Source organism: Celeribacter sp. SCSIO 80838 (assembly GCF_056498065.1).
Genome location: NZ_JAZKMA010000001.1, coordinates 1,377,084 through 1,397,195, shown reverse-complemented (window position 1 = coordinate 1,397,195; position 20,112 = coordinate 1,377,084). Strand labels below are relative to the sequence as shown.

The following is a 20,112-nucleotide window of genomic DNA, read 5'->3' as shown; positions in this document are numbered from 1 at the left end:
CATGGCACCCCCGATGCAAGTCACCCTCCACATTGGCGTTCAATTCAGCTCAGGCCGCGACATTCTCCTGAGCGCCCGGGCAAATGCGCAACTGTTACGAGAGCAGGGCGTGTTCCTGCCGCCCATCCGCAAGGCCCGCAAAACCATCGACGAGACCCTCAGACGCCTCGACGGCATGCCGCCGATCCCGGAGGAACAGACCGATCTGCTCACCAGTTTGACCGGTCCCGGCGAGGTGCGGCATTTGGTGCTGGACGACGATCTTCGGGCCGGCTCCTTGCGCGACCTGTTCAACGGACCCGCCCTTTACAACGGCCTCGAAACCCGGCTCCCCCCGGTCGCAGAGCTGTTTTCCCAGACGCAATTCCGGCTCTCTCTCGCCCTGATCAATCCGGCGGTGTTTCTTGATCGCGCCTTCGCATCGGGGAACGCGACCCGCACGCTCCAGAGCTTCGCCGAAACCGCCGATCCCACGCGGCTCAGTTGGCGCGAGATGGTGCAGCGCCTGCGCCGCGCCATGCCGGAGGTGCCGCTGGTGCTCTGGTGTGACGAGGATGCGCCATTGATCTGGCCGCAGGTCATGCGCCATCTCTTCGCCCTGCCACAGGGGGCAATCCTCAAAGCCCGGCTGCAACCGCTACAGCCTCTGCTCGAACCGGAGGGGCTGACGCGGTTGCGCGCCTATCTGGAAAAGTTTCCGCCGGACACTCACGCACAATATGAGCGGGTCATCCTGTTGTTTCTCGACAAACACGGCATCGAGGACGCCCTGTCGCCGCGCTGCGACATCCCCGGCTGGGACAGCGCAAAGATCGCGGAGGTCACCGCGCGTTACGAGGACGACATTGCCGCACTGGCACAGGACGAGGGGGTTACCCTGATCCTGCCCGACACGCCGCTCGCCTGAGCGACGCGCCTATCAGCGCGCGGCTTCGGCGGCGGCCCGGATCGCGCGGATGTTCTCGCCGTAAGGTGCCGGGTTGATCACGGAACCGCCCTTGAACACCGCAGAGCCAGCCACCAGCGCATCGGCACCGGCCGCCGCCATCAGCGGCGCGGTGGTCGGGTCGATGCCGCCGTCGATCTCGATATGGATCGGACGATCGCCGATCATCTCGCGCAGCACTTTGACCTTATCGATCTGGGAATGGATGAATTTCTGACCGCCGAACCCGGGGTTCACCGTCATCACACAGATCAGATCGATCATGTCCATGAGATATTCCACGCTCTCGGCGGGCGTGCCCGGATTGAGCGCGACACCCGCCTTCATCCCCGCGCCCCGGATCGCTTGCAGCGTGCGGTGAATATGCGGCCCGGCCTCGACATGCGCGGTCAGAATATCGGCGCCCGCATCCGCGAAAGCGTCGATATAGGGATCGACAGGGGCGATCATCAGATGCACGTCCATTACCGTCTTGATATGCGGGCGGATCGCCTTGCACATCGCCGGGCCGAAGGTCAGGTTCGGCACGAAATGCCCGTCCATGACATCGACATGAATCCAATCCGCGCCATGCGCCTCGACGGCCTGAATTTCACGCCCGAAATCGGCGAAATCGGCGGCGAGAATGGAGGGCGCGATTTTGATGGAACGGTCAAAGCTCGGGGCGGTCATCTGGCGAATCCTTGGTCTTTGCGGCGGTTTAAGGTGCTCTACCCGATGCGCCGGAGCCTGTCACGCCGTAGTGATTGCTTGGGAATGTGGCAAACCGAGCCAAACGTCACCTATTTCTGTCCTTACGCCATATAAAATATGAGAATCAGGCGTTTTCCTATGGTAGAATTTACTCATGCTGACGACTTCATTACGACAGGCCGACATTCTATCCAAAGGGGAAGACTACCACTTTTCCCGAAGCGTCCTGTCCAGGACGCGCCCGAAAGCCCTACACGATCAGGACTATTACGAACTGTTCTGGCTTCACAACGGACGCGCCCGTCTTGTGACGGAAGCCACGCGCATGGCTCTGAGCGAAGGCGATCTGGTGTTTATCTCTCCCGGCCTGCCCCATGCGCTCCAGGGGCAGGGCGAGGAAAGCCATATCGTCAACCTCATCCTGCGGCGCAGACGGGTCCGGGAACTGGTCGAACGCTTCCCCGAGGTGAGCCCGTATTTCCCCGGCACCGGGTCCATCCCGGTTCAGGTCCGACGCGACATCCGTCAGATGGCACAGCTTTCGACCGCGGCCAAAACGCTCGAGGCCTCGCCCCGCACCGCGCTCTTTCTCGAAGCTTTCCTGCTTCCGCTCATCGCCGGACTGGCCCTTGAAGCCCGTGAAAAGACCGAAGCCATGCCACTTTGGCTGTCCGAGGCGCTGGTGCGTCTCGAAGACCCGTCGGTGTTCCGGGACGGCGCAGCGGGGCTTGTGGCGCAATGCGGCAAGGCCCATGCCCATGTCGCCCGCACGATGCAAAGCTGCCTCGGCCAGACGCCCTCAGATTATGTCAATCGCCTGCGCATGGACTATGCCGCGCGCCGCCTCAAGGGCACGCCGGACAGCCTGTCGGAGATCGCGACCGACATCGGCCTGCAGAACATGAGCCATTTCCATCGGCTGTTCCGGGCGCGGTTCGGCATGACGCCGCGGCAATATCGAGTGAAACATCAAAAAGGCGTGGTGCAACCGGTTTGACCGATTGGTCAATGATTGCCAAAGCGCTCCGTCCATGCGAGCTTGCGGCCCAAGTGAAAACGGAGCTTTTCGATGAGCACGACCGATCTAACCGCCGCCACAACCGGTGTCGGCACTGAGACCGCCCATCTGCCGCAGCTGCATGAACCGCGCAATCCGGGCATGGAGCTGGACCTCGATATTGTTGAGCGGCAGCGGGTGAACACCTCCGCCGTGGAGCGCCGCTGCGCCACCCTGCCGGGGCGGCGCTCGGTCAAAAAGGAGTATCAGGCCGCGTGGCTTTTGAAGGCGATTACGATGATCGACCTCACCACGCTTGCGGGCGATGACACGGCCGGACGCGTGCGCAGGCTTTGCGCCAAGGCCGCCCATCCGGTGCGTGCCGATCTTCTGGACGCCATGGGCATGCCCGCGATCACCACGGGCGCGGTTTGCGTCTATCACGACATGGTCGAAACGGCGGTCGAGGCGCTCGATGGCACGGGCATTCCGGTGGCTGCCGTCTCGACCGGCTTTCCGGCGGGTCTGTCGCCCTATCACCTGCGGGTGAAGGAGATCGAGGAAAGCGTCAAGGCGGGAGCCAAGGAGATCGACATCGTGATCTCGCGCCGGCATGTTTTGACCGGCAATTGGCAGGCGCTTTACGACGAGATGCGCGAGTTCCGCGAGACCTGTGGCGAGGCGCATGTGAAGGCCATTCTGGCGACCGGCGAGCTGGGGAGCCTGCGCAACGTCGCCAAGGCCTCGCAGGTTTGCATGATGGCGGGCGCGGATTTCATCAAAACCTCGACGGGCAAGGAAAGCGTCAACGCGACGCTGCCGGTGTCGCTCGTGATGATCCGAGCGGTGCGCGACTATTACGCCCGCACCGGCTATCGCATCGGCTACAAACCGGCGGGTGGGATTTCCAAGGCGAAGGATGCGCTGGTGTATCTGTCCTTGATCAAGGAAGAGCTGGGCGATCATTGGCTCTCTCCGCATCTGTTCCGCTTTGGCGCATCGTCTTTGTTGGGCGATATCGAGCGGCAGTTGGAGCATCATGTGACCGGGCAGTATTCGGCCTCTTGGCGGCATTCTATCGGGTGAGGTCGGACATGAGTATTTTTGCCATCAGAAAACCCGCAACAGGCAGGACGGGAGCAGCGCAATGAGCGTGAAAGAGATTTTCGACACGATGGACTATGGCACTGCGCCCGAGAGCGCCGCCGAAGCGCTGCGGTGGCTGGTGGACAGTGGCGACCGATTTGGCCTGTTCATCAATGGGACAATGACGGAACCGGGGGCGGTGTTTGAGGCGAAGAACCCGGCGACGGGCGAGGTTCTGGCGCATCTCACGCAGGCCACCGAGGCCGATGTGGACGCCGCTGTGGCCGCCGCCCGCAAGGCGCAGAGCAAATGGGCGAAGGACAGCAAGGCGCGCGCGAAGGTGCTTTATGCGCTGGCGCGTCTGGTGCAGAAGCACGCGCGGTTGTTTGCCGTGTTGGAGACGCTCGACAATGGCAAGCCGATCCGCGAAAGCCGCGACATCGACGTGGCTTTGGTGGCGCGGCATTTCTATTACCATGCGGGCATGGCGCAGCTCATGGACGAAGAGCTGCCGGGGCGCGAGGCGTTGGGCGTTTGCGGTCAAATCATCCCGTGGAACTTCCCGCTTTTGATGCTGGCATGGAAGGTCGCGCCGGCGATTGCCATGGGCAATACGGTGGTGTTGAAACCGGCGGAATATACCTCTCTGACCGCGTTGCTCTTCGCGCAGATTTGCCAGGAGGCCGGTGTGCCAAAGGGTGTCGTCAACATCGTGACCGGCGACGGCGCGGTAGGCGAGATGATCGTGACGCATCCCGGCGTGGACAAAATTGCGTTCACCGGATCGACCGCCGTTGGACGGCACATTCGCGAGGCGACCGCCGGGTCGGGCAAATCTCTGACGCTCGAACTGGGTGGAAAATCGCCCTACATCGTCTTTGAGGACGCCGACATCGACAGCGCCGTGGAGGGGCTGGTCGACGCGATTTTCTTCAACCAAGGACAGGTCTGCTGCGCCGGATCGCGTTTACTTGTGCAGGAAGGCATTGCCGAGGACTTCCACGCCCGCCTTGTCGCGCGGATGGGCAATCTGCGCATCGGCAATCCTTTGGACAAAAGCATCGACGTCGGCGCCATCATCGACCCGGTGCAGTTGCAGCGGATCGAAAGCCTCGTCGCCAAGGGCGGCTCTGAGGGCACCGTGCATCAACCGGTACGCGCGCCGGAGGGATGCTTCTACCCGCCGACTTTGGTGTCGGGTTTGGAATCCTCTTCGCTCCTGATGCAGGAAGAAATCTTTGGGCCTGTTTTGGTCTCCACCACCTTCCGCACGCCCGCCGAGGCCGTACAGGTGGCAAACAACACGCGCTATGGTTTGGCGGCCTCCGTGTGGACCGAGAACGTCAATCTGGCGCTGGATATTGCGCCGAAACTGGTCGCGGGTGTCGTCTGGGTCAACGGATCGAACATGTTCGACGCAAGCGCCGGATTTGGCGGTGTGCGCGAAAGCGGCTTTGGCCGCGAAGGTGGTTGGGAGGGCCTCATGGCCTATACCAAACCTGCGAGCAAAGCCTCGCCCGTGAAGCCCGCGAAGGCACATGTGAAGCCGGATGACGTCGAAGTTCTGGGGCTGGATCGCACCGCAAAGCTTTATATCGGCGGCAAACAGGCGCGGCCCGATGGCGGGTATAGCCAAGCGATCTATTCCCCCAAAGGCAAGCTTCTGGGCCATAGCTCGATTGCCAGCCGCAAGGACATCCGAAACGCGGTCGAAGCGGCACAGGGCGCGAAAGGCTGGGCCAAAGCGACCGCCCACAACCGCGCGCAGGTGCTTTATTTCGTGGGCGAAAACCTCTCCGCCCGCGCGGATGAATTCGCTACGCGCCTCCGTGATCTAACCGGGACCACGGAGGCGAAAGCACAGGCTGAAGTCACTGAGTCCATCGACACACTCTTCACCTACGCCGCCTGGTGCGACAAGCTCGACGGGGCGGCGAAACCCGTGCCGATGCGCGGTGTGGCCCTCGCGATGAACGAACCTGTCGGCGTGATCGGTGCGTTTTGCGATGACCGGCCTTTGGCGGGGTTGATCGAAGTCATCGCTCCCGCGATTGCCATGGGCAACCGGGTGATCGCCGTGGCCTCCGAGGCCTATCCTTTGGCTGCCACGGATTTCTATCAGGTGCTCGACACGTCTGACGTGCCCGCAGGTGTGGTCAATATCCTGGCCGGTCCGCATGGCGAACTGGCGAAAACCATGGCCGGGCATATGGATATCGAGGCGGTGTGGAGTTTTTCGTCGGCTGAGATTTCCGGCGTGATCGAGCGCGAGAGCGCCGGGAATTTGAAACGCACTTGGGTCAACAACGGGATGGCCCGGAGCTATCCGGCGCGGGACTGGTTGGCGCAGGCGACCGAGGTCAAGACGATCTGGGTGCCTTACGGGGAATAAGGAAAGGGGCCGCAATGCCCCTTTTTACATCCACCCAATCCAGCGCGGCGTTGTCTCAGCGTAGCGTCGCCAATCGGCATTTTGGCCCAGCACCACCTCTTCGGAGCGCACCTGCATCACCGCCGAAGCGGTCATGATCACGGCGGCCACGGCCATGGGCAGACCTACGAGCGGCGTCAAAAACCAACTGAGCGCGATTTGCCCGACAAAGACCGGATTGCGCGAAAACCGAAACGGCCCGCCGGTGACAATTTCGCCGATCGCTCCCTCCTTGGTGCCGATCCGCCAAGAGCGACCCATATAGGCCTGCGCATAAAGCGCGAAAGCAGCGGCGAAAGCCGCAGGCACGATCCAGAACGGCGCACCGCCTGCCCGCGTCACCACGGGCCAGAGCACAAGGATCGCGAACGCGATGCGAAAACCCCATGCCGCCCCGGCTTGGCCTGCGTCAAACAGCCAAAGCTTTTGCCCGCTGCGTCGCGCCAGCGCCGCCGTCAGCGCCAGAAATCCGGCGACATAGCCCGCACTCACCAGCCAAGTGACAAGGCTCATCGACGGAACCAGCCTTTGACCTTATCGACCGCGCTGTCTTTCTTTTCGTCGGCCAGTTCCAGCACATCCTCCACATCCTCCACCAGCGGCTCAATGGTGCGTTCGCGGAACTGCTGCCACATGCGATAGATCGTGATCAGAACGACCGCGATAAACGTCAAAATGATGATATTCGCCCAAGGAATGATCGTCGCATCCGGCCCGGACACCGGCTTGATCGCGACGGCATTGGGGAAGATCGACAACACCTGAGAGCGCCAGCCGTAATGGGTCACCGAAACCCACTCGGGCGTGTCCTTGGTCGAAATCGCATCGCTCGCCTCGGTCGCCAGATTGGCCGTATCGAATTTGAAATAGGGCGGCCAGCCCCAGCCGGTGTCTTCATTGCGATAAACGATGCTTTTGCCGGAGGGGCGCACGGCCTGAATGAATTGCACATCGCGGCTCTGCATCGTCGCCGTACCATTGTCCGACCCCTGCCAGAAGATTGAGGTCCAGCCGGAAATATCCTGCCGTTCCTGATAGGTATTCACAATCCGCACGATGTCATGCTGCGGCAGGGTGTAATGGAAGAACCCTCCGACAAAGAGCACGATCAGGGCGATCAGGGTCCATTTCACATAGCGCATCGCGGGGCCTCACATAAAATTCGTGACGTAGAAGATCGCGGCAAAGACGATCAGGGGCAGGATATAGACCAGCAGCAAAAGCTTTGGCCGGAAGGAGCGTTCATAGTCTCGCATCCCCTCCTCCACATAGGTATCTCGGTCGCCAATGGAACCCTCTTTCTCCCATTCATCTTCCAGACGCTCGCGGGTGAGCGAGCGCAGGTAGATGCCCAAAAGCATGTAAAGCGCCGTCAAAAGGACGAGGCCGATCACGAGAAAACGCAGAAATCCCAACATGGTTTGGCCTCAGGACTGAAACACACCGCCCATTCTAGCGGCGTTGCGGCACAAGTGCGAGCCGGTTTCATGCCCCGCATGCCCCCAGTTATGAGCTTCCGGCCCCATTCTTCCCCTTGCCCGACTCCCTCGGAACGGTTTTGCTATCGGCACAATATTCATCGGAGGGGTCCATGACATTCACCACCAAACTTCTGGCGGGCACGGCGCTCGCCCTTTGCCTCGGCACCGCCGCCATGGCCGACGAGGTCACCGACACGCTCAACAGCGCGCTCAAGGCCTATGAGGAGGGCGACGTCACCTACGCGCTCGAAGAGCTCGACTACGCCAAGCAACTTATGCAGGAGATGAAAACCGGCGAACTGTCCGCCTTCCTGCCTGCGGCACCCGAAGGTTGGACCGCCGAAGACGACAGCGACTCCACCGCGGGCTTTGCCATGATGGGGGGCGGCACGGCGGCTGCGAAACGCTATTTCAAGGAAACGGGCGAAGAATTCACCATCACCATCGTGGTCGACAGCCCGATGATCGGCATGATGGGCGGCATGATCCAGAATGCCGGGGCCATGGGCATGAAAACCGTCCGCGTCGGGCGCGAAAAATTCCTCGACAACGAGGGCGATCTCTCGGCCTTGATCGAGGGCCGCATTCTGGTTCAGGCCTCGGGCGAACCGCGCGATGTGGTTCTGCCGCTGCTGGAGAGCATCGACTATCGCGAGCTTGGCCGGTTCGGTTACTGATCTCCAAACACGAAAAGAGGGGCGCTTGGCCCCTCTTTTCATAACGAATGTCCCTGCGCTCAGATCCCGGCGCGGATGACATCGCCCAAACGGGCGATGCCCTCTTCGATCTTCGCGGCGGGCGACATCGAGAAGTTGAGCCGGAGCGTGTTCGTGTGCGAGCCATCGGCATAGAACGCCCCGCCGGGCACGAATGCGACCTTCGCCTCCAGCGCCTTGACCAGAAGCTCCGCGCCCCCCATGCCCTTGGGCAATGTGACCCAGACGAACATCCCACCCTCGGGCCGCGTCCATTCCACACCCTCGGGCATATGACGTTCGAGCGCCGCCAGCATGGCGTTCAACCGCGCGCCGTACACCTCGCGCAGGGTCGCGACATGGGCGTCGAACACACCACGCGCCACCTCGTTCACCGCGATCTGGTTGATCGTGGCGGTTTGAAGATCGGCGGCCTGTTTGGTCAGTACCATCTGCTGAATGACCGGCTTCGCGGCCACCGCCCAGCCGACCCGAAGTCCCGGCGCGAGGGTTTTCGAGAACGAGCCGAGATAGATCGTGCGACAGTCTTCGATATCGCCCTTCTCTTCGATCTCAAGCGCAAGCATCGGTTTGACCTCGGCCCCCGTATAGCGCAGCTCCTGATAGGCGGCGTCCTCGATCACCGCACAGCCCAGCGCCTCGGCACGTTTGAGCACGGTCAGACGCTGATCCTCCGTGAGCGTCACGCCGGTCGGGTTGGCGAAATCGGACGACAGGTAGACGAATTTCACTCGGCCTCCTGCGGCCTCCGCATCGGCCTCGATATCCTCGACCGGACGGTTGGCCTGCGGATCGAACCGGTCATAGCGCGGCTCATAGGCGTTAAACGCGCCCAGCGCGCCCATATAGGTCGGCCAAGCGACCAAGGCCGTGTCATTCGGATCGAGAAACAGCTTGCCGAGATAATCGAGCGCCTGTTGCGAGCCCGCCGTGATCAGGATGTTGTCGCGGGTACAGGTCACGCCATGACGGCCCATGTAGTCGACAATCCAGTCGCGCAGCGGCGTATAGCCTTCGGAGGTCGAATATTGCAGCGCGACGCCCGCCGCCTGTTCGCTCGTCGCCTTGAGCATCGCCTGTTCGAACGCCACACGCGGGAAATAGGCCGGGTCGGGGATACCGCCCGCAAAGGAAATAATATCCGGTTGATCCAGAAGCTTGAGAAGCTCACGGATTTCGGAGGCCTTCATTTTCTGGGTGCGTTTGGCAAAAAGCGTGTTCAGGCGCGCGGGGGATTTGGGCGACAGACTCATTATTCTTCTCCATTCAGGGCTCCCGTCTCGCGCTTTTCGACGATTAAGTCAACAAAGCTGACATGACACTCCAAGCACAGCCCCCTTTACAAAAATGATACAAAACCGTCACTCTGGCGACATTTCCTTTCGTCAAACCCCGCGCGTGTGCAATGACGAGGGACACAACATGAAAAAGCACCTGCTGCTGGCCGCCTCTGCGCTCGCGATCACCGCGACCGGGGCCAATGCCGAACTGAATTTCAACCGCATCGCCGCTTTCGCGACCCCGGACAACATGGCCGAGGGCGAAGACAAGGCGCGGACCACCTCCGCGGAGATCATCGGCGCCTCCGAGGATGGCATGACGCTGGTCTATACCGACAGCCCGCTGGGCGTTGTGGGCCTGATCGACATCACCGATCCGAAAAACCCGCAGCCGAAAGGCAATGTGGATGTCGCTGGCGAACCGACCTCCGTGACCGTGATCGGCAACACCGCCTTTGTCGCGGTCAACACCTCTGAGAGCTATGTCGAACCCTCGGGCAAACTCCTGTCTGTCGATCTGGCCACCGGCGAGATCACCGGGGAATGCGATCTTGGCGGTCAACCGGATTCCACCGCGCATAACGATGAAGGCACCATGGTTGCCATCGCCATCGAGAACGAGCGTGACGAGGAAGCGGGCGACGGCCGTGTCGGCCAGCTTCCGGCCGGCTACATAGTCACCGTCGGCTTGAAAGACGAGGCGCTTGCCTGCGACAGCCTGAAAAAAATCGACGTCACGGGTCTGGCAGAGATCGCGCCGGAAGATCCGGAACCGGAGTTCGTGGACATCAACGCTCTGGGTGAGATGGCCGTGACGATGCAGGAAAACAACCACATCGTGGTGATGGACAAAGACGGCAATGTGACCGCGCATTTCTCCGCCGGTTCTGTCGATCTCGACAACATCGACGCCACCGACGAACGCGCGGCACTTCTCTTTACCGAAAGCCAGCCGGGTCGTCTTCGTGAGCCCGACGGGCTTCAGTGGATCGACGAGAACCACATCATGATCGCCAACGAAGGCGACATGGACGGCGGGTCCCGTTCCGTCACCGTGTTCAACAAAGACGGCACGCTGGTCTGGGAATCGGGCGCGGCCTTTGAGCATCCGATCATTCAGGCCGGTCACTACCCGGACAAACGCTCCGACGCCAAAGGCGTAGAACCCGAGGGCATGGAAGTCGCCACCTTCGGCGATGTGACATATGCCTTCATCCTCTCCGAGCGCTCCTCCACCGTCTCCGTCTATGACGTCACCGACGCGGAGAACCCGGTGTTCAAACAACTCCTGCCCTCCGGCATTTCGCCTGAAGGCGCGATTGCGATCCCCTCGCGCGGGCTTCTGGCCACCGCGAACGAACTCGACCTCATCGAAGACGGCGGCACCCGTGCCCATGTCATGCTCTACGAACTGCAAGACGCCCCCGCCGCCTACCCGACGCTGACGTCGGAAGGCATGGACGAACTCACCGGTTGGGGCGCGAACTCCGGCATGGTTGCGGATGAGGACGGCATGATCTACGCCGTGAACGACAGCTTCTACGGTTATCAACCGACCATCTTCAAAATCGACCCGACGCAGACCCCGGCGAAGATCGTCGACGCGATCCGCGTGGTGCGCGCCAATGGCGATGCCGCGCAGAAACTCGACATGGAAGGCATCACGCTCGATGGCGAAGGTGGCTTCTGGGTCGCCTCCGAGGGCCGCACTGACCGCGTCACCCCGCATGCGCTCTACCATGTGAACGCCAAGGGCGTGATCAAGGACGAAGTGGGCCTGCCCGCCGAGCTGCTGAACAACGAAGTCAGGTTCGGCTTCGAAGGCATCACCAAGGTCGGCGATACGCTTTGGATGGCGGTTCAGCGCGAATGGAAAGACGATCCGAAAAACACCGTGAAACTCGTTGCCTATAACATCGAGAGCGGTGAATGGGGTGCGGTGCGCTATGAGAAAGCCGCGCCGGACACCGGTTGGACCGGTCTTTCCGAGATCGTCGCGCATGGCGACTATTTCTATGTCATCGAACGTGACAACCAGATCGGTGCGGCGGCCATGATCAAAAAGATCTACCGCATCCCGGCCTCTGAAATGGTCCCGGCTCCGCTGGGCGGCGACCTCCCCGTCGTGTCCAAGGAAGAGGTGCGCGATCTGATCCCGGATCTGAAATCCTGGAATGGCTATGTGGTCGACAAGGTCGAAGGCCTCGCGATCACCAAAGACGGCGAAATCTTCGTCTCCACCGACAATGACGGCGTGGACGACAGCTCGGGCGAGACCTTCTTCTGGTCCATCGGCAAAGTCGAATAAGATCCGCTATCCCCAAAAGAGACGCCCGCCGAACCGGCGGGCGTTTTGCTTTTCATAGGATAGCTTAAATCTTCTTTTGTCCCGAAATATCCCGGGGTGCGGGGCAGAGCCCCGCAAGATCAGACCTCGGTCGTCCGTTCGCCTTCGATCGCCTTGGTTTCGACCGTGTTCGGCCCGGCGATCTCGATCCGGCGCGGTTTCAGTGCTTCGGGCACTTCGCGTTTCAGGTCGATATGCAACATGCCGTTCTCATGGGACGCTCCCGTGACCTTCACATGTTCGGCAAGCGTAAAGCGGCGCTCGAACGCACGGGTGGCGATGCCGCGATGGAGGTAGGTCTTGCCCTTGTCTTCCTCGCTGTCGGATTTGCGGGCGGAGACGATCAGCGCGTTTTCACGTTGCTCGATGGCGATGTCTACGGTCGAGAACCCGGCGACGGCGAGCGAAATGCGCCATGCGTCCTCAGCGGTCTTCTCGATGTTATAGGGCGGGTAGCTGGGCTGGCTGACATCCTGGGCCAGAACCCGGTCCATCAGATCGGCGATCTGATCGAAACCGACGGTGGCACGGTACAGCGGGGCAAGGTCAAAATTACGCATGGGTATCCTCCATTGAGCGATTCCAGAGTGAGGGCCTTCCGGGTTACGGACAGGCGAGATGCCGGACCCTGTTCAGGCATCCGACATCAAAGATCTGGGAATGGAGAGAGGCGGTTTCAAGAGGGCTCACCGCCCGAGCATACCCACCGCGAATTCGGTCTCGGTCAGGGTCGGCATGGGTCCCGCATCCACCTTCTTGAAATGGCTCTGACCGGTGGCTGCCATTTTCAGCAGATCCGCCAGAGCCCCCTCAAGCGAGGTGCCGACGGACACCCGCTCGCCCCGGAACTGCGCCTTGGCGGAGACCACGGAGACAATGCGTGGCACCGCACCGGTCATATCGAAGATCGGCGCACCGGAAGAGCCGAAATCCACTTCGCAGGAGGTCACAAGAACACCGCCTTGGCGCGCCATGACATGGCAAACCTCCTGCAAGGACGGGCTTTCGGCCCGGTCATGAGCGTAGGAGACGACGCCGACCGCCTGGCCTTTCTCAGGCCGCATGGAGGTCGGAAAGGGACGTACGGAGGTCGTGCGCACCGGCTGCGACAGCTCGATCAGCGCCACGTCGTTCAGCAACCGGTCGTGCAGATCGCCGCTTGCCAGAGAGAACCCCGGATGGACATAGATCGCCTTCGCCTCGCGATAGGCCTGCGCCTGCCCGTTGCGCCACCCGGCCTTGAAGCTCACGTCCGAGGGTTTGTGCGGCTTTTTCGACGAGATGTCGTACATGCAATGGGCGGCGGTCAGCACAAGTCGCTCGGTGATCAGCGTGCCGGTGCAGAAACTGCGCCCCGCGAAATCGAGACGCCCGACCGCTTCCCATCCCCGACCGTCATCGCCCGTGCGAAAGGTCTTCAGCGCACTGTCCGCCTGTGCCGCCCCGCTCATCAGGATCAGGAAAAAGATGGTCAGCAATTTTTTCATGTCAGCCTCGTCAGCCCTCTGTCCGCCCCCTTCAGCGCTAAAGAGGGTTCAAGGCGGGATTATGACCGATTCGAGAACAATTTGGGCGGTTTTGGGCCGCCTGTTGCCCAATCGAGCAATTCAACGGTATGGACCACCGGCACATCCATCCCCGATCCGATCTGCATGATGCAGCCGATATTGCCTGCGGCCACCACATCTGGGGTCTTGTCCTGCAAGGATTTGATTTTGCGCGTCTTGAGGTTTTGCGAAATTTCCGGCTGCAACAGATTGTAGGTCCCTGCCGAGCCGCAACAGAGATGGCTGTCGCGCGGCTCGACCACCTCGAACCCAACGCGCTTCAAAAGCGTCTTTGGATGGGTCTTGATCTGTTGCCCATGTTGCAGGGAACAGGCGGCGTGATAGGCGATTTTCAGATCTTGTTTGCCTTCGGGCAGGTCGAGTTGCACCAGCACCTCGGACACATCCTTTGCCAGCGCCGCGACTTGCGCCGCCTCGTTCGCAAGCTCCGTCATGCGGAACATATGGCCGTAATCCTTCACCGTCGTGCCGCAGCCCGAGGTGTTGATCACGATGGCATCCAGCCCCTCACCCTTGATCTCCCGCATCCACGCACGGATGTTCTTGGCGGCCGATCCATGCGCCTCGGCCTCTTTGCCCATGTGATGGGTCAGCGCCCCGCAACACCCCGCGCCCTTCGCCACCACAACCTCGCATCCGAGCCGGGTCAAAAGCCGGATGGTCGCGTCGTTGATATCGGTGTCGAGCGCCTTTTGCGCACAACCGGTCATCAGGGCCACGCGCATCCTGCGTGCACCTTTCGCCGGAAACACCTGCGCATCGTCATTGCGCGACACCGGCGGAATGCGCGCAGGCGCCATCTCCAACATGGCTTTCAGACGCGGATCGGGCATCAGATGGCGCAAAGGTTTCGCAATCTTCGCCCCCAGCAACGCGACCCGAAACCGCCCCGGATAAGGCAGGATTTTCGCCAAGCTCCAACGCAACACCCGATCCATCCGAGGCCGTTTGTAAGTCTTCTCGACATGCGCGCGGGCATGATTGATCAGATGCATGTAATGCACCCCCGACGGGCAAGTGGTCATGCAGGCCAGACAGGACAGGCAGCGATCCAGATGCTTGACGATTTTCTCGTCGGCGGGCCGGTCGTTTTCCAGCATATCCTTGATCAGATAAATCCGCCCGCGCGGGCTATCCAACTCATCGCCCAAGACCACATAGGTCGGGCAGGTCGCGGTACAAAACCCGCAATGCACACAGGCGCGCAGGATCTCGTTGGTGCGCTGAATGCCCGGATCGGTGAGCTGCTCTTCGGTGAAATGCGTCTGCATCAGCCCATCATCCCTTGGTTGAACTTGCCGTCCGGATCGAATTTATGGCGCAGCCCCGCACTGATCCCTGCCAATACTGCCGATTGCGGATGAAACACGCCCAAACGCCGCTTTGTCTCATCGGATGCCCGGATCAATGTCGCATGGCCAGACGTCATCCGCGCCCGCACATCCGCACCCTCCTTGGTCAAAAGCCAAAGCCGGTTGCCACCCCAGTCAAACATCATGTCCTCGGGCTGAACCGTCTCAACCAACCGCATGGCGTCAGAGGGTTTCACCGACACTCGCCAGACATCCCCACCTCTGTCATGAAACGCCTCGACATCCCGGATGCCACACCAGATCGGCCCGCAGGACTCGGCTCCCCAGATCTCCTCAATCTCCCGTCGCAGCCGCACACGCATCAATCCGACCCGATAGCGCAGCGAGGTTTCGAACCCTTCCAGCCGCAAAAACACCGTACCGCCCTGCCAGGCCGCGCCGGTCAGATCGAAGGGCTGCCCCAGCATGTCCGACATGATCGCCACCGCGACATCGGCCTCACATTCCGGGACACGGAGCGTCACCACCGTCTCCGGCAGAGGCTGCACCTTCAGGCTCACCTCCGTCATCACGCCCAGCGTGCCATGGCTCCCCGCCATCAGCTTGACGAGATCGAGCCCAGTGACATTCTTCATCACCCGCCCGCCGTTCTTCACCACATCCCCGCGCCCATCGACAAACCGCACCCCAAGGCAAAAATCACGACAGGCCCCGGACGCCACCCGCCGCGGCCCGGAGGCATTCGCGGCCACCACACCCCCGATGGTGCTCTCGCCCACACGCCCCAAAAGCCCGCGCAGATCGGGCACTTCAAACGCCAACCTCTGGTTTTCCGCCGCCAAAAGCGCGTCGATCTCGCTAAGGGGTGTTCCCACCCGCGCCACAAGCGTCAACGTCCCCGGCTCGTAAAGCGTCACACCACTGAGCCCCCGTGTCGACAAGGGTGCACCCTCCGCCACACCGATCCGCCGCGTGCCACCGCCCACGATCGCAAACGGCCCGCCGCTCCGAATGACATCACAAACCTCCGCTTCACTCTGCGGCGCCAGCGTTTCCTTTGCTGTCGAAATACTCATGCCCGCACCCTCCGCGTGGCACTCACGTCGAGCGGAAACACCTTTGCCGGGTTCAGAATCCATGTCGGATCGAACACATCCTTCACCACCATCTGCGCCTCCAGATCGGCAGGGGCGAACTGATGCGTCATCAGCTCACGCTTCTCCACCCCCACGCCATGTTCCCCGGTCAGGCAACCGCCCGCATCGACGCAGAGCTTCAAAATCTCCGCGCCAAGCCGCTCGGCGCTTTCCAACTGACCCGGTTCGTTGGCGTTATAAAGAATTAACGGATGCATGTTTCCATCCCCCGCATGGAACACATTGCCGACCATATGGCCGTGCTCGGCGGCCAGATCGGCGATGCGTTTCAACACGGCGGGCAGCTCGCCCACCGGGATCGTTCCATCGAGACAAATGTAGTCTCCCATCTGCCCCATCGCCCCAAAGGCCGATTTGCGTCCGAGCCAGATGCGCGTGCTTTCCTCCACACTCTGGCTCTCCCGGATCGCAACCGGATTGTGCCGTGTCGCAATCGCGATGATCCGCGCCAGCTGGTCCGCGATCTCCTGCTCCGAGCCCTCGACCTCGACGATCAGAAGCGCCTCGCAATCCGGGTAGCCCGCCCCCGCAAACTCTTCTGTGGCGCGAATAATCGGCCGGTCCATGAATTCGATCGCCACCGGGATCAGACCCGAGCGGATGATATCGGCGACACAGGCCCCCGCCACCTCGCTGCTGTCGAAACCGAACAACACGGGCCGCGCGCCCTCGGGTTTCGGCAGGATGCGCAAAGTCGCTTCGGTCACCACGCCCAACTGCCCTTCGGAACCGCAGATCAGCCCCAAAAGGTCCAGCCCCGGCGCATCCATCTCCGCGCCGCCGATCTCGACCACCTCGCCATCGGCCATGACCATCGTGACGCCCAGAAGATTGTTCGTCGTCACCCCGTATTTCAGGCAATGCGCGCCGCCCGAATTCATCGCGATATTGCCCGCAATGGCGCAAGCGAGCTGGCTCGACGGGTCGGGGGCATAGAAAAACCCCTCCTCCTCGACCGCGCCGGTGACGGAGAGATTCGTCATGCCGGTCTGCACGCGGATGTAGCGGTCGGCGGTGTTGATCTCCAAAACCTCGCGCAACCGCGCCACGCCGAGGATGACCGCATCCGCCGTCGGCAGAGCGCCGCCCGCAAGCGATGTCCCTGCCCCACGCGGCACCACGGGCACGCCCATATCGTGGCAAATCTTCATGATTTCAGATACTTGACCTGTCGTTTCCGGCAGGACCGCCAACAACGGCGGACAGCGATAGGCCGCCAGCGCATCGCATTCATAGGCCTTTAATTCTTCCGGCGCGTCAATCACCGCATCCTCAGGAAGCACGGCGCGCAACCGAGCGACCAGTTCCGGCTTTCTGGCAAGGGTCCCCGGCTCGGGCTCTGGCATATCCATGTCTTTCCTCCCATATTGGTAAAGTTTTAAAACCAATTTTTGGATGTGACAAGCAGGCCGCTCTTGCGTAATGCTGCCCCCATGGAACTCATTGACCAGCTTCGCCATTTCAGCCCGCTCGACGCCATCGCTGTGATCTATCTGGTCGGGGCCTGGGCGCTTTTGGGCTATGTCATCGAGAACCCGCCCAAGTCGCGGATCTCGACCTCGGTGCTGGTCGCCGATTACCGGCGCGAGTGGATGGTCCATATGATCACCCGAAAGCCCCGGATCTTCGACGCCACCGTGCTCTCAACTCTCAGAGAAGGCACGAGTTTTCTCGCCTCCGCCTGCCTGATTGCCATCGGCGGCGGGCTGGCCGCAATCTCCAACGCCGAGCGCCTGAGCGGCGTGGCGCGCGATCTGGCGCTGGATGCGCCACAGATCATCTGGGAGGTCAAAATTCTTCTGGCGCTGTTTTTCATCACCAACGCCTTCCTGAGATTCATCTGGTCGAGCCGCTTGTTCGGCTATTGCGGTGTGGTCATGGCCTCCGTCAGCAACGATGAAAACGACCCCAAAGCCCTGCCCCGCGCACAGAAGGCGGGCGAATTGAACATCACCGCCGCGCGGGCGTTCAATTCGGGGATCAGAGGCATTTATTTCGCTTTAGGTGCCCTGTCCTGGCTCCTCGGCCCGGTCGGTTTACTGATTGGCAGCACTCTTGTGATCGCCATCATGCTGCGCCGCGAATTCGCCTCAAGCTCGCGCGCGATCCTGCTTCGGAAAGAACCCTGATCCGGGTCGAAAATCACCTGAATTCCTGTGTCGGCAAAGCGTCGGACTTTTGTCGGACTTTTGTCGGGCAATGTCAGAGTGAGACGGCATCCCTCCGTGCCTCATCGAGAAAATCAGAGAAAGCCCTTACGACCAAATTCAGAACGAATTGAAGAAAGTCATTCCACACCTTCAACATATAAAGCCAAATAAAATTGACCTATCTCTCTCCTCAACGAAACGCCGCACGTCGCGGCTTTGATGAGGACACAGACATGATCGACCTTTCTTCCAACATCCTCGGCGTCGCTGGCGCCGGTTCTGTCACCGCCATCGCGCTTGCCGCCCTGCTGCTGCGCGTCTCGCTCGGGGGGCTCTTTCTGGCCCATGCTTACCTGAAATACTTCGTCTTTACGCCGAAAGGGGCCGCGGGCTTCTTTGCCTCCCTCGGCCTCCCCGGCTGGTTCGCCTACCTGACCATCGCCGCCGAAACGCTGGGCGGGATCGCCCTGATCCTCGGCTTCCAGACCAGCCTCGTCGCCCTTCTCCTGATCCCGACCCTTCTGGGTGCCGCGATCCTTGCCCACGGCAAAAACGGCTTCTGGTTCACCAATGAAAACGGCGGCTGGGAATATCCTGCCTTCTGGGCCGTGGCCCTTCTGGTGCAGGTCCTGCTTGGCGGTGGTGCTTTGGCCCTGACGGCCTGACCTTAACCCTGCCGACGATAAGATACGACAAATCCCCGGTGCAATAGTGTCGGGGATTTCGTGTCATTATCTTAGATTTCGGTTTAAGGCTCAGCCTACGCAACAACTTCTCATTGAAGTGGAGAGCTAGACTAAATTTCATGTTACAAATGCCATATGCGTGTCAAAACTCGGGATACCGATGGAATCCAAACTGTTTTCTGTACTAAGCGACCGAGCTAAGTTTGTAAGCGGCCAAGTTAGCCACCGTGATCTTGAGCCCATCGAGAATGAGCTCAGTGCAGACCAAAATCTCATGGAAAAGCTTCGATCTTGCAAGTTTGACTGGCCCGGAGAGGTCGCTCAAACGAGCGATATTGCGCACTGGCTGCTGTTCGAAACAACACGTTCAGGCGACCCGGAGCAGGCCATCACAAAACTCACGTCGTTCCTTAGCAATCCACGCCGAACGTGGAAGTATGCAGTCGTTTGCACAGACGTCATTGCTCAGCACAAAGGCGACGAAGGATGGGAATTTTGTAACGGGGTTGCTGCCTATGCCGCAGGACTTCCGACCGGTTATACTCTGTTTTCTGATGACCGACCTACTCAAAGTGGCCTGATTTTTCTCGACCGCAAGACTACTGGCGACGACTTAGATTTCATATCTCGTGTTGAAGATTGCTGCCGCTGTCTGAACTTTACGGCATGCGAGGGCACTTTTTTGAGGCCAAGCTATTTAACCTACGCCTATGAAATCGATGCGCCATCCCCTTTGGGGAGTAGCAGAGCGCGGCTTTCCCAGAGATATAATCTACGGCTTGAATTGCTTACTGAAGAAATCATCCAAGCAGCAGATACGATGTTGGCAAGAATCCAGAGCGTTGATTCAAATCAGCTTCCAATTTTGCGTCGCGTCCTGGACAGGCATGCGGGTGCGACAGCATGGGGAGACATCGAGAACCGTGCAATTGAAGCACGCATTTGCATGGAGATGATACTCATGAATGGCTCGAAGGGCGACAATACCTATAAAGTTTCGCGCCGTGCGGCCCTCCTTATGGGCGACTCTTTGGAAGACCGTAAAAAGTACTTAAAGGCTGCTAAAGACCTGTATGGCGCTGGATCAAAAGCAATTCATGAGGGAACTTTGACATCCGCGAAAGATACAAATGCAGTTCGTAATAGCCACGAATTCCTCGACAAACTCGTCACAGCATGGATTGATCACAATGCTTGTTTTATAGGCGATGACGATTGGGAAAATTTGGAATTAGGCGGCAACTTCATGACTTAATAAGGC

General features: G+C 60.5%; 19 protein-coding genes. 9 read left to right on the top strand and 10 right to left on the bottom strand.

The genetic code is table 11. From position 1 onward, the window contains the following. The first annotated feature begins 1 nt into the window (after position 1). Complete coding sequence (locus tag V1475_RS07010; protein ID WP_479412158.1) at positions 2-907, top strand: hypothetical protein; 906 nt, start codon at positions 2-4, stop codon at positions 905-907. Positions 908-919: 12 nt separating this feature from the next. Here V1475_RS07010 and rpe read toward each other — a convergent pair whose 3' ends face one another. Next, positions 920-1,618 carry a ribulose-phosphate 3-epimerase gene (rpe, locus tag V1475_RS07005; RefSeq protein ID WP_479412157.1) on the bottom strand — a complete coding sequence of 233 codons (699 nt, stop codon included), beginning with the start codon at positions 1,616-1,618 and terminating at the stop codon, positions 920-922. 175 nt (positions 1,619-1,793) lie between these two features. Between rpe and V1475_RS07000 the strand changes: the two genes are divergently transcribed. The 3 genes from V1475_RS07000 to V1475_RS06990 all read left to right on the top strand — a co-directional run bounded on the left by V1475_RS07000 (position 1,794) and on the right by V1475_RS06990 (position 6,114). After that, entirely contained in the window at positions 1,794-2,636 is an 843-nt protein-coding gene (locus V1475_RS07000) for a helix-turn-helix domain-containing protein (protein WP_479412156.1), read from the top strand. Between the two features lie 72 nt (positions 2,637-2,708). Next, positions 2,709-3,722, top strand: coding sequence for a deoxyribose-phosphate aldolase (deoC, locus tag V1475_RS06995; protein WP_479412155.1), 1,014 nt, complete (start codon positions 2,709-2,711; stop codon positions 3,720-3,722). Positions 3,723-3,783: 61 nt separating this feature from the next. Further along, a complete protein-coding gene (locus tag V1475_RS06990; protein WP_479412154.1) occupies positions 3,784-6,114 on the top strand; it encodes an aldehyde dehydrogenase family protein in 2,331 nt (776 codons plus the stop codon). A gap of 24 nt (positions 6,115-6,138) precedes the next feature. Here V1475_RS06990 and V1475_RS06985 read toward each other — a convergent pair whose 3' ends face one another. The 3 genes from V1475_RS06985 to V1475_RS06975 are packed head-to-tail and all read right to left on the bottom strand — an operon-like array spanning position 6,139 to position 7,571. Then, positions 6,139-6,666, bottom strand: a complete 528-nt coding sequence (locus tag V1475_RS06985) for a methyltransferase family protein (RefSeq protein WP_479412153.1) — start codon at positions 6,664-6,666, stop codon at positions 6,139-6,141. Then, entirely contained in the window at positions 6,663-7,295 is a 633-nt protein-coding gene (locus V1475_RS06980) for a DUF1523 family protein (RefSeq protein WP_479412152.1), read from the bottom strand. The genes V1475_RS06985 and V1475_RS06980 overlap by 4 nt, the downstream gene beginning before the upstream one ends. A 9-nt stretch (positions 7,296-7,304) precedes the next feature. Further along, positions 7,305-7,571 (bottom strand): hypothetical protein, encoded by a 267-nt coding sequence (locus V1475_RS06975; RefSeq protein ID WP_434289083.1) that lies wholly within the window; start codon positions 7,569-7,571, stop codon positions 7,305-7,307. Between the two features lie 173 nt (positions 7,572-7,744). Here V1475_RS06975 and V1475_RS06970 point away from each other — a divergent pair, with 173 nt between their 5' ends. Beyond that, positions 7,745-8,311, top strand: a complete 567-nt coding sequence (locus V1475_RS06970) for a hypothetical protein (protein WP_479412151.1) — start codon at positions 7,745-7,747, stop codon at positions 8,309-8,311. A gap of 59 nt (positions 8,312-8,370) precedes the next feature. Here V1475_RS06970 and V1475_RS06965 read toward each other — a convergent pair whose 3' ends face one another. After that, positions 8,371-9,603 carry an aminotransferase-like domain-containing protein gene (locus V1475_RS06965; RefSeq protein ID WP_479412150.1) on the bottom strand — a complete coding sequence of 411 codons (1,233 nt, stop codon included), beginning with the start codon at positions 9,601-9,603 and terminating at the stop codon, positions 8,371-8,373. A gap of 169 nt (positions 9,604-9,772) precedes the next feature. On the opposite strand from V1475_RS06965, the gene V1475_RS06960 reads away from it, so the two are divergent. Beyond that, positions 9,773-11,938 (top strand): esterase-like activity of phytase family protein, encoded by a 2,166-nt coding sequence (locus tag V1475_RS06960; RefSeq protein ID WP_479412149.1) that lies wholly within the window; start codon positions 9,773-9,775, stop codon positions 11,936-11,938. Between the two features lie 119 nt (positions 11,939-12,057). Here V1475_RS06960 and V1475_RS06955 read toward each other — a convergent pair whose 3' ends face one another. From V1475_RS06955 to V1475_RS06935, 5 genes are all read right to left on the bottom strand, one after another. Further along, positions 12,058-12,537, bottom strand: a complete 480-nt coding sequence (locus tag V1475_RS06955; RefSeq protein ID WP_479412148.1) for an Hsp20 family protein — start codon at positions 12,535-12,537, stop codon at positions 12,058-12,060. Between the two features lie 126 nt (positions 12,538-12,663). Continuing rightward, positions 12,664-13,464, bottom strand: a complete 801-nt coding sequence (locus tag V1475_RS06950; protein ID WP_479412147.1) for a trypsin-like serine peptidase — start codon at positions 13,462-13,464, stop codon at positions 12,664-12,666. A gap of 59 nt (positions 13,465-13,523) precedes the next feature. Further along, entirely contained in the window at positions 13,524-14,816 is a 1,293-nt protein-coding gene (gene glcF, locus V1475_RS06945; RefSeq protein WP_479412146.1) for a glycolate oxidase subunit GlcF, read from the bottom strand. Next, positions 14,816-15,907, bottom strand: a complete 1,092-nt coding sequence (locus V1475_RS06940) for an FAD-binding protein (RefSeq protein ID WP_479413959.1) — start codon at positions 15,905-15,907, stop codon at positions 14,816-14,818. Before V1475_RS06940 ends, glcF begins: the two co-directional genes overlap by 1 nt. 23 nt (positions 15,908-15,930) lie before the next feature. Beyond that, positions 15,931-17,367 (bottom strand): FAD-linked oxidase C-terminal domain-containing protein, encoded by a 1,437-nt coding sequence (locus tag V1475_RS06935; RefSeq protein WP_479412145.1) that lies wholly within the window; start codon positions 17,365-17,367, stop codon positions 15,931-15,933. An 81-nt stretch (positions 17,368-17,448) separates the two neighbouring features. On the opposite strand from V1475_RS06935, the gene V1475_RS06930 reads away from it, so the two are divergent. The 3 genes from V1475_RS06930 (at position 17,449) to V1475_RS06920 (ending at position 20,106) form a co-directional block, all read left to right on the top strand. Further along, positions 17,449-18,144, top strand: coding sequence for a DUF599 domain-containing protein (locus V1475_RS06930; protein ID WP_479412144.1), 696 nt, complete (start codon positions 17,449-17,451; stop codon positions 18,142-18,144). Between the two features lie 254 nt (positions 18,145-18,398). Beyond that, entirely contained in the window at positions 18,399-18,830 is a 432-nt protein-coding gene (locus tag V1475_RS06925; protein ID WP_479412143.1) for a DoxX family protein, read from the top strand. Between the two features lie 181 nt (positions 18,831-19,011). Then, a complete protein-coding gene (locus V1475_RS06920; RefSeq protein WP_479412142.1) occupies positions 19,012-20,106 on the top strand; it encodes a hypothetical protein in 1,095 nt (364 codons plus the stop codon). The last annotated feature ends 6 nt before the right edge of the window (positions 20,107-20,112 follow it).

Excerpts from the sequence above, each read along its gene's own strand:
- V1475_RS07010 (WP_479412158.1), top strand. The coding sequence starts at position 2 with ATGGCACCCCCGATGCAAGTCACCCTCCACATTGGCGTTCAATTCAGC.
- rpe (WP_479412157.1), bottom strand. The coding sequence starts at position 1,618 with ATGACCGCCCCGAGCTTTGACCGTTCCATCAAAATCGCGCCCTCCATT.
- V1475_RS07000 (WP_479412156.1), top strand. The coding sequence starts at position 1,794 with ATGCTGACGACTTCATTACGACAGGCCGACATTCTATCCAAAGGGGAA.
- deoC (WP_479412155.1), top strand. The coding sequence starts at position 2,709 with ATGAGCACGACCGATCTAACCGCCGCCACAACCGGTGTCGGCACTGAG.
- V1475_RS06990 (WP_479412154.1), top strand. The coding sequence starts at position 3,784 with ATGAGCGTGAAAGAGATTTTCGACACGATGGACTATGGCACTGCGCCC.
- V1475_RS06985 (WP_479412153.1), bottom strand. The coding sequence starts at position 6,666 with ATGAGCCTTGTCACTTGGCTGGTGAGTGCGGGCTATGTCGCCGGATTT.
- V1475_RS06980 (WP_479412152.1), bottom strand. The coding sequence starts at position 7,295 with ATGCGCTATGTGAAATGGACCCTGATCGCCCTGATCGTGCTCTTTGTC.
- V1475_RS06975 (WP_434289083.1), bottom strand. The coding sequence starts at position 7,571 with ATGTTGGGATTTCTGCGTTTTCTCGTGATCGGCCTCGTCCTTTTGACG.
- V1475_RS06970 (WP_479412151.1), top strand. The coding sequence starts at position 7,745 with ATGACATTCACCACCAAACTTCTGGCGGGCACGGCGCTCGCCCTTTGC.
- V1475_RS06965 (WP_479412150.1), bottom strand. The coding sequence starts at position 9,603 with ATGAGTCTGTCGCCCAAATCCCCCGCGCGCCTGAACACGCTTTTTGCC.
- V1475_RS06960 (WP_479412149.1), top strand. The coding sequence starts at position 9,773 with ATGAAAAAGCACCTGCTGCTGGCCGCCTCTGCGCTCGCGATCACCGCG.
- V1475_RS06955 (WP_479412148.1), bottom strand. The coding sequence starts at position 12,537 with ATGCGTAATTTTGACCTTGCCCCGCTGTACCGTGCCACCGTCGGTTTC.
- V1475_RS06950 (WP_479412147.1), bottom strand. The coding sequence starts at position 13,464 with ATGAAAAAATTGCTGACCATCTTTTTCCTGATCCTGATGAGCGGGGCG.
- glcF (WP_479412146.1), bottom strand. The coding sequence starts at position 14,816 with ATGCAGACGCATTTCACCGAAGAGCAGCTCACCGATCCGGGCATTCAG.
- V1475_RS06935 (WP_479412145.1), bottom strand. The coding sequence starts at position 17,367 with ATGGATATGCCAGAGCCCGAGCCGGGGACCCTTGCCAGAAAGCCGGAA.
- V1475_RS06930 (WP_479412144.1), top strand. The coding sequence starts at position 17,449 with ATGGAACTCATTGACCAGCTTCGCCATTTCAGCCCGCTCGACGCCATC.
- V1475_RS06925 (WP_479412143.1), top strand. The coding sequence starts at position 18,399 with ATGATCGACCTTTCTTCCAACATCCTCGGCGTCGCTGGCGCCGGTTCT.
- V1475_RS06920 (WP_479412142.1), top strand. The coding sequence starts at position 19,012 with ATGGAATCCAAACTGTTTTCTGTACTAAGCGACCGAGCTAAGTTTGTA.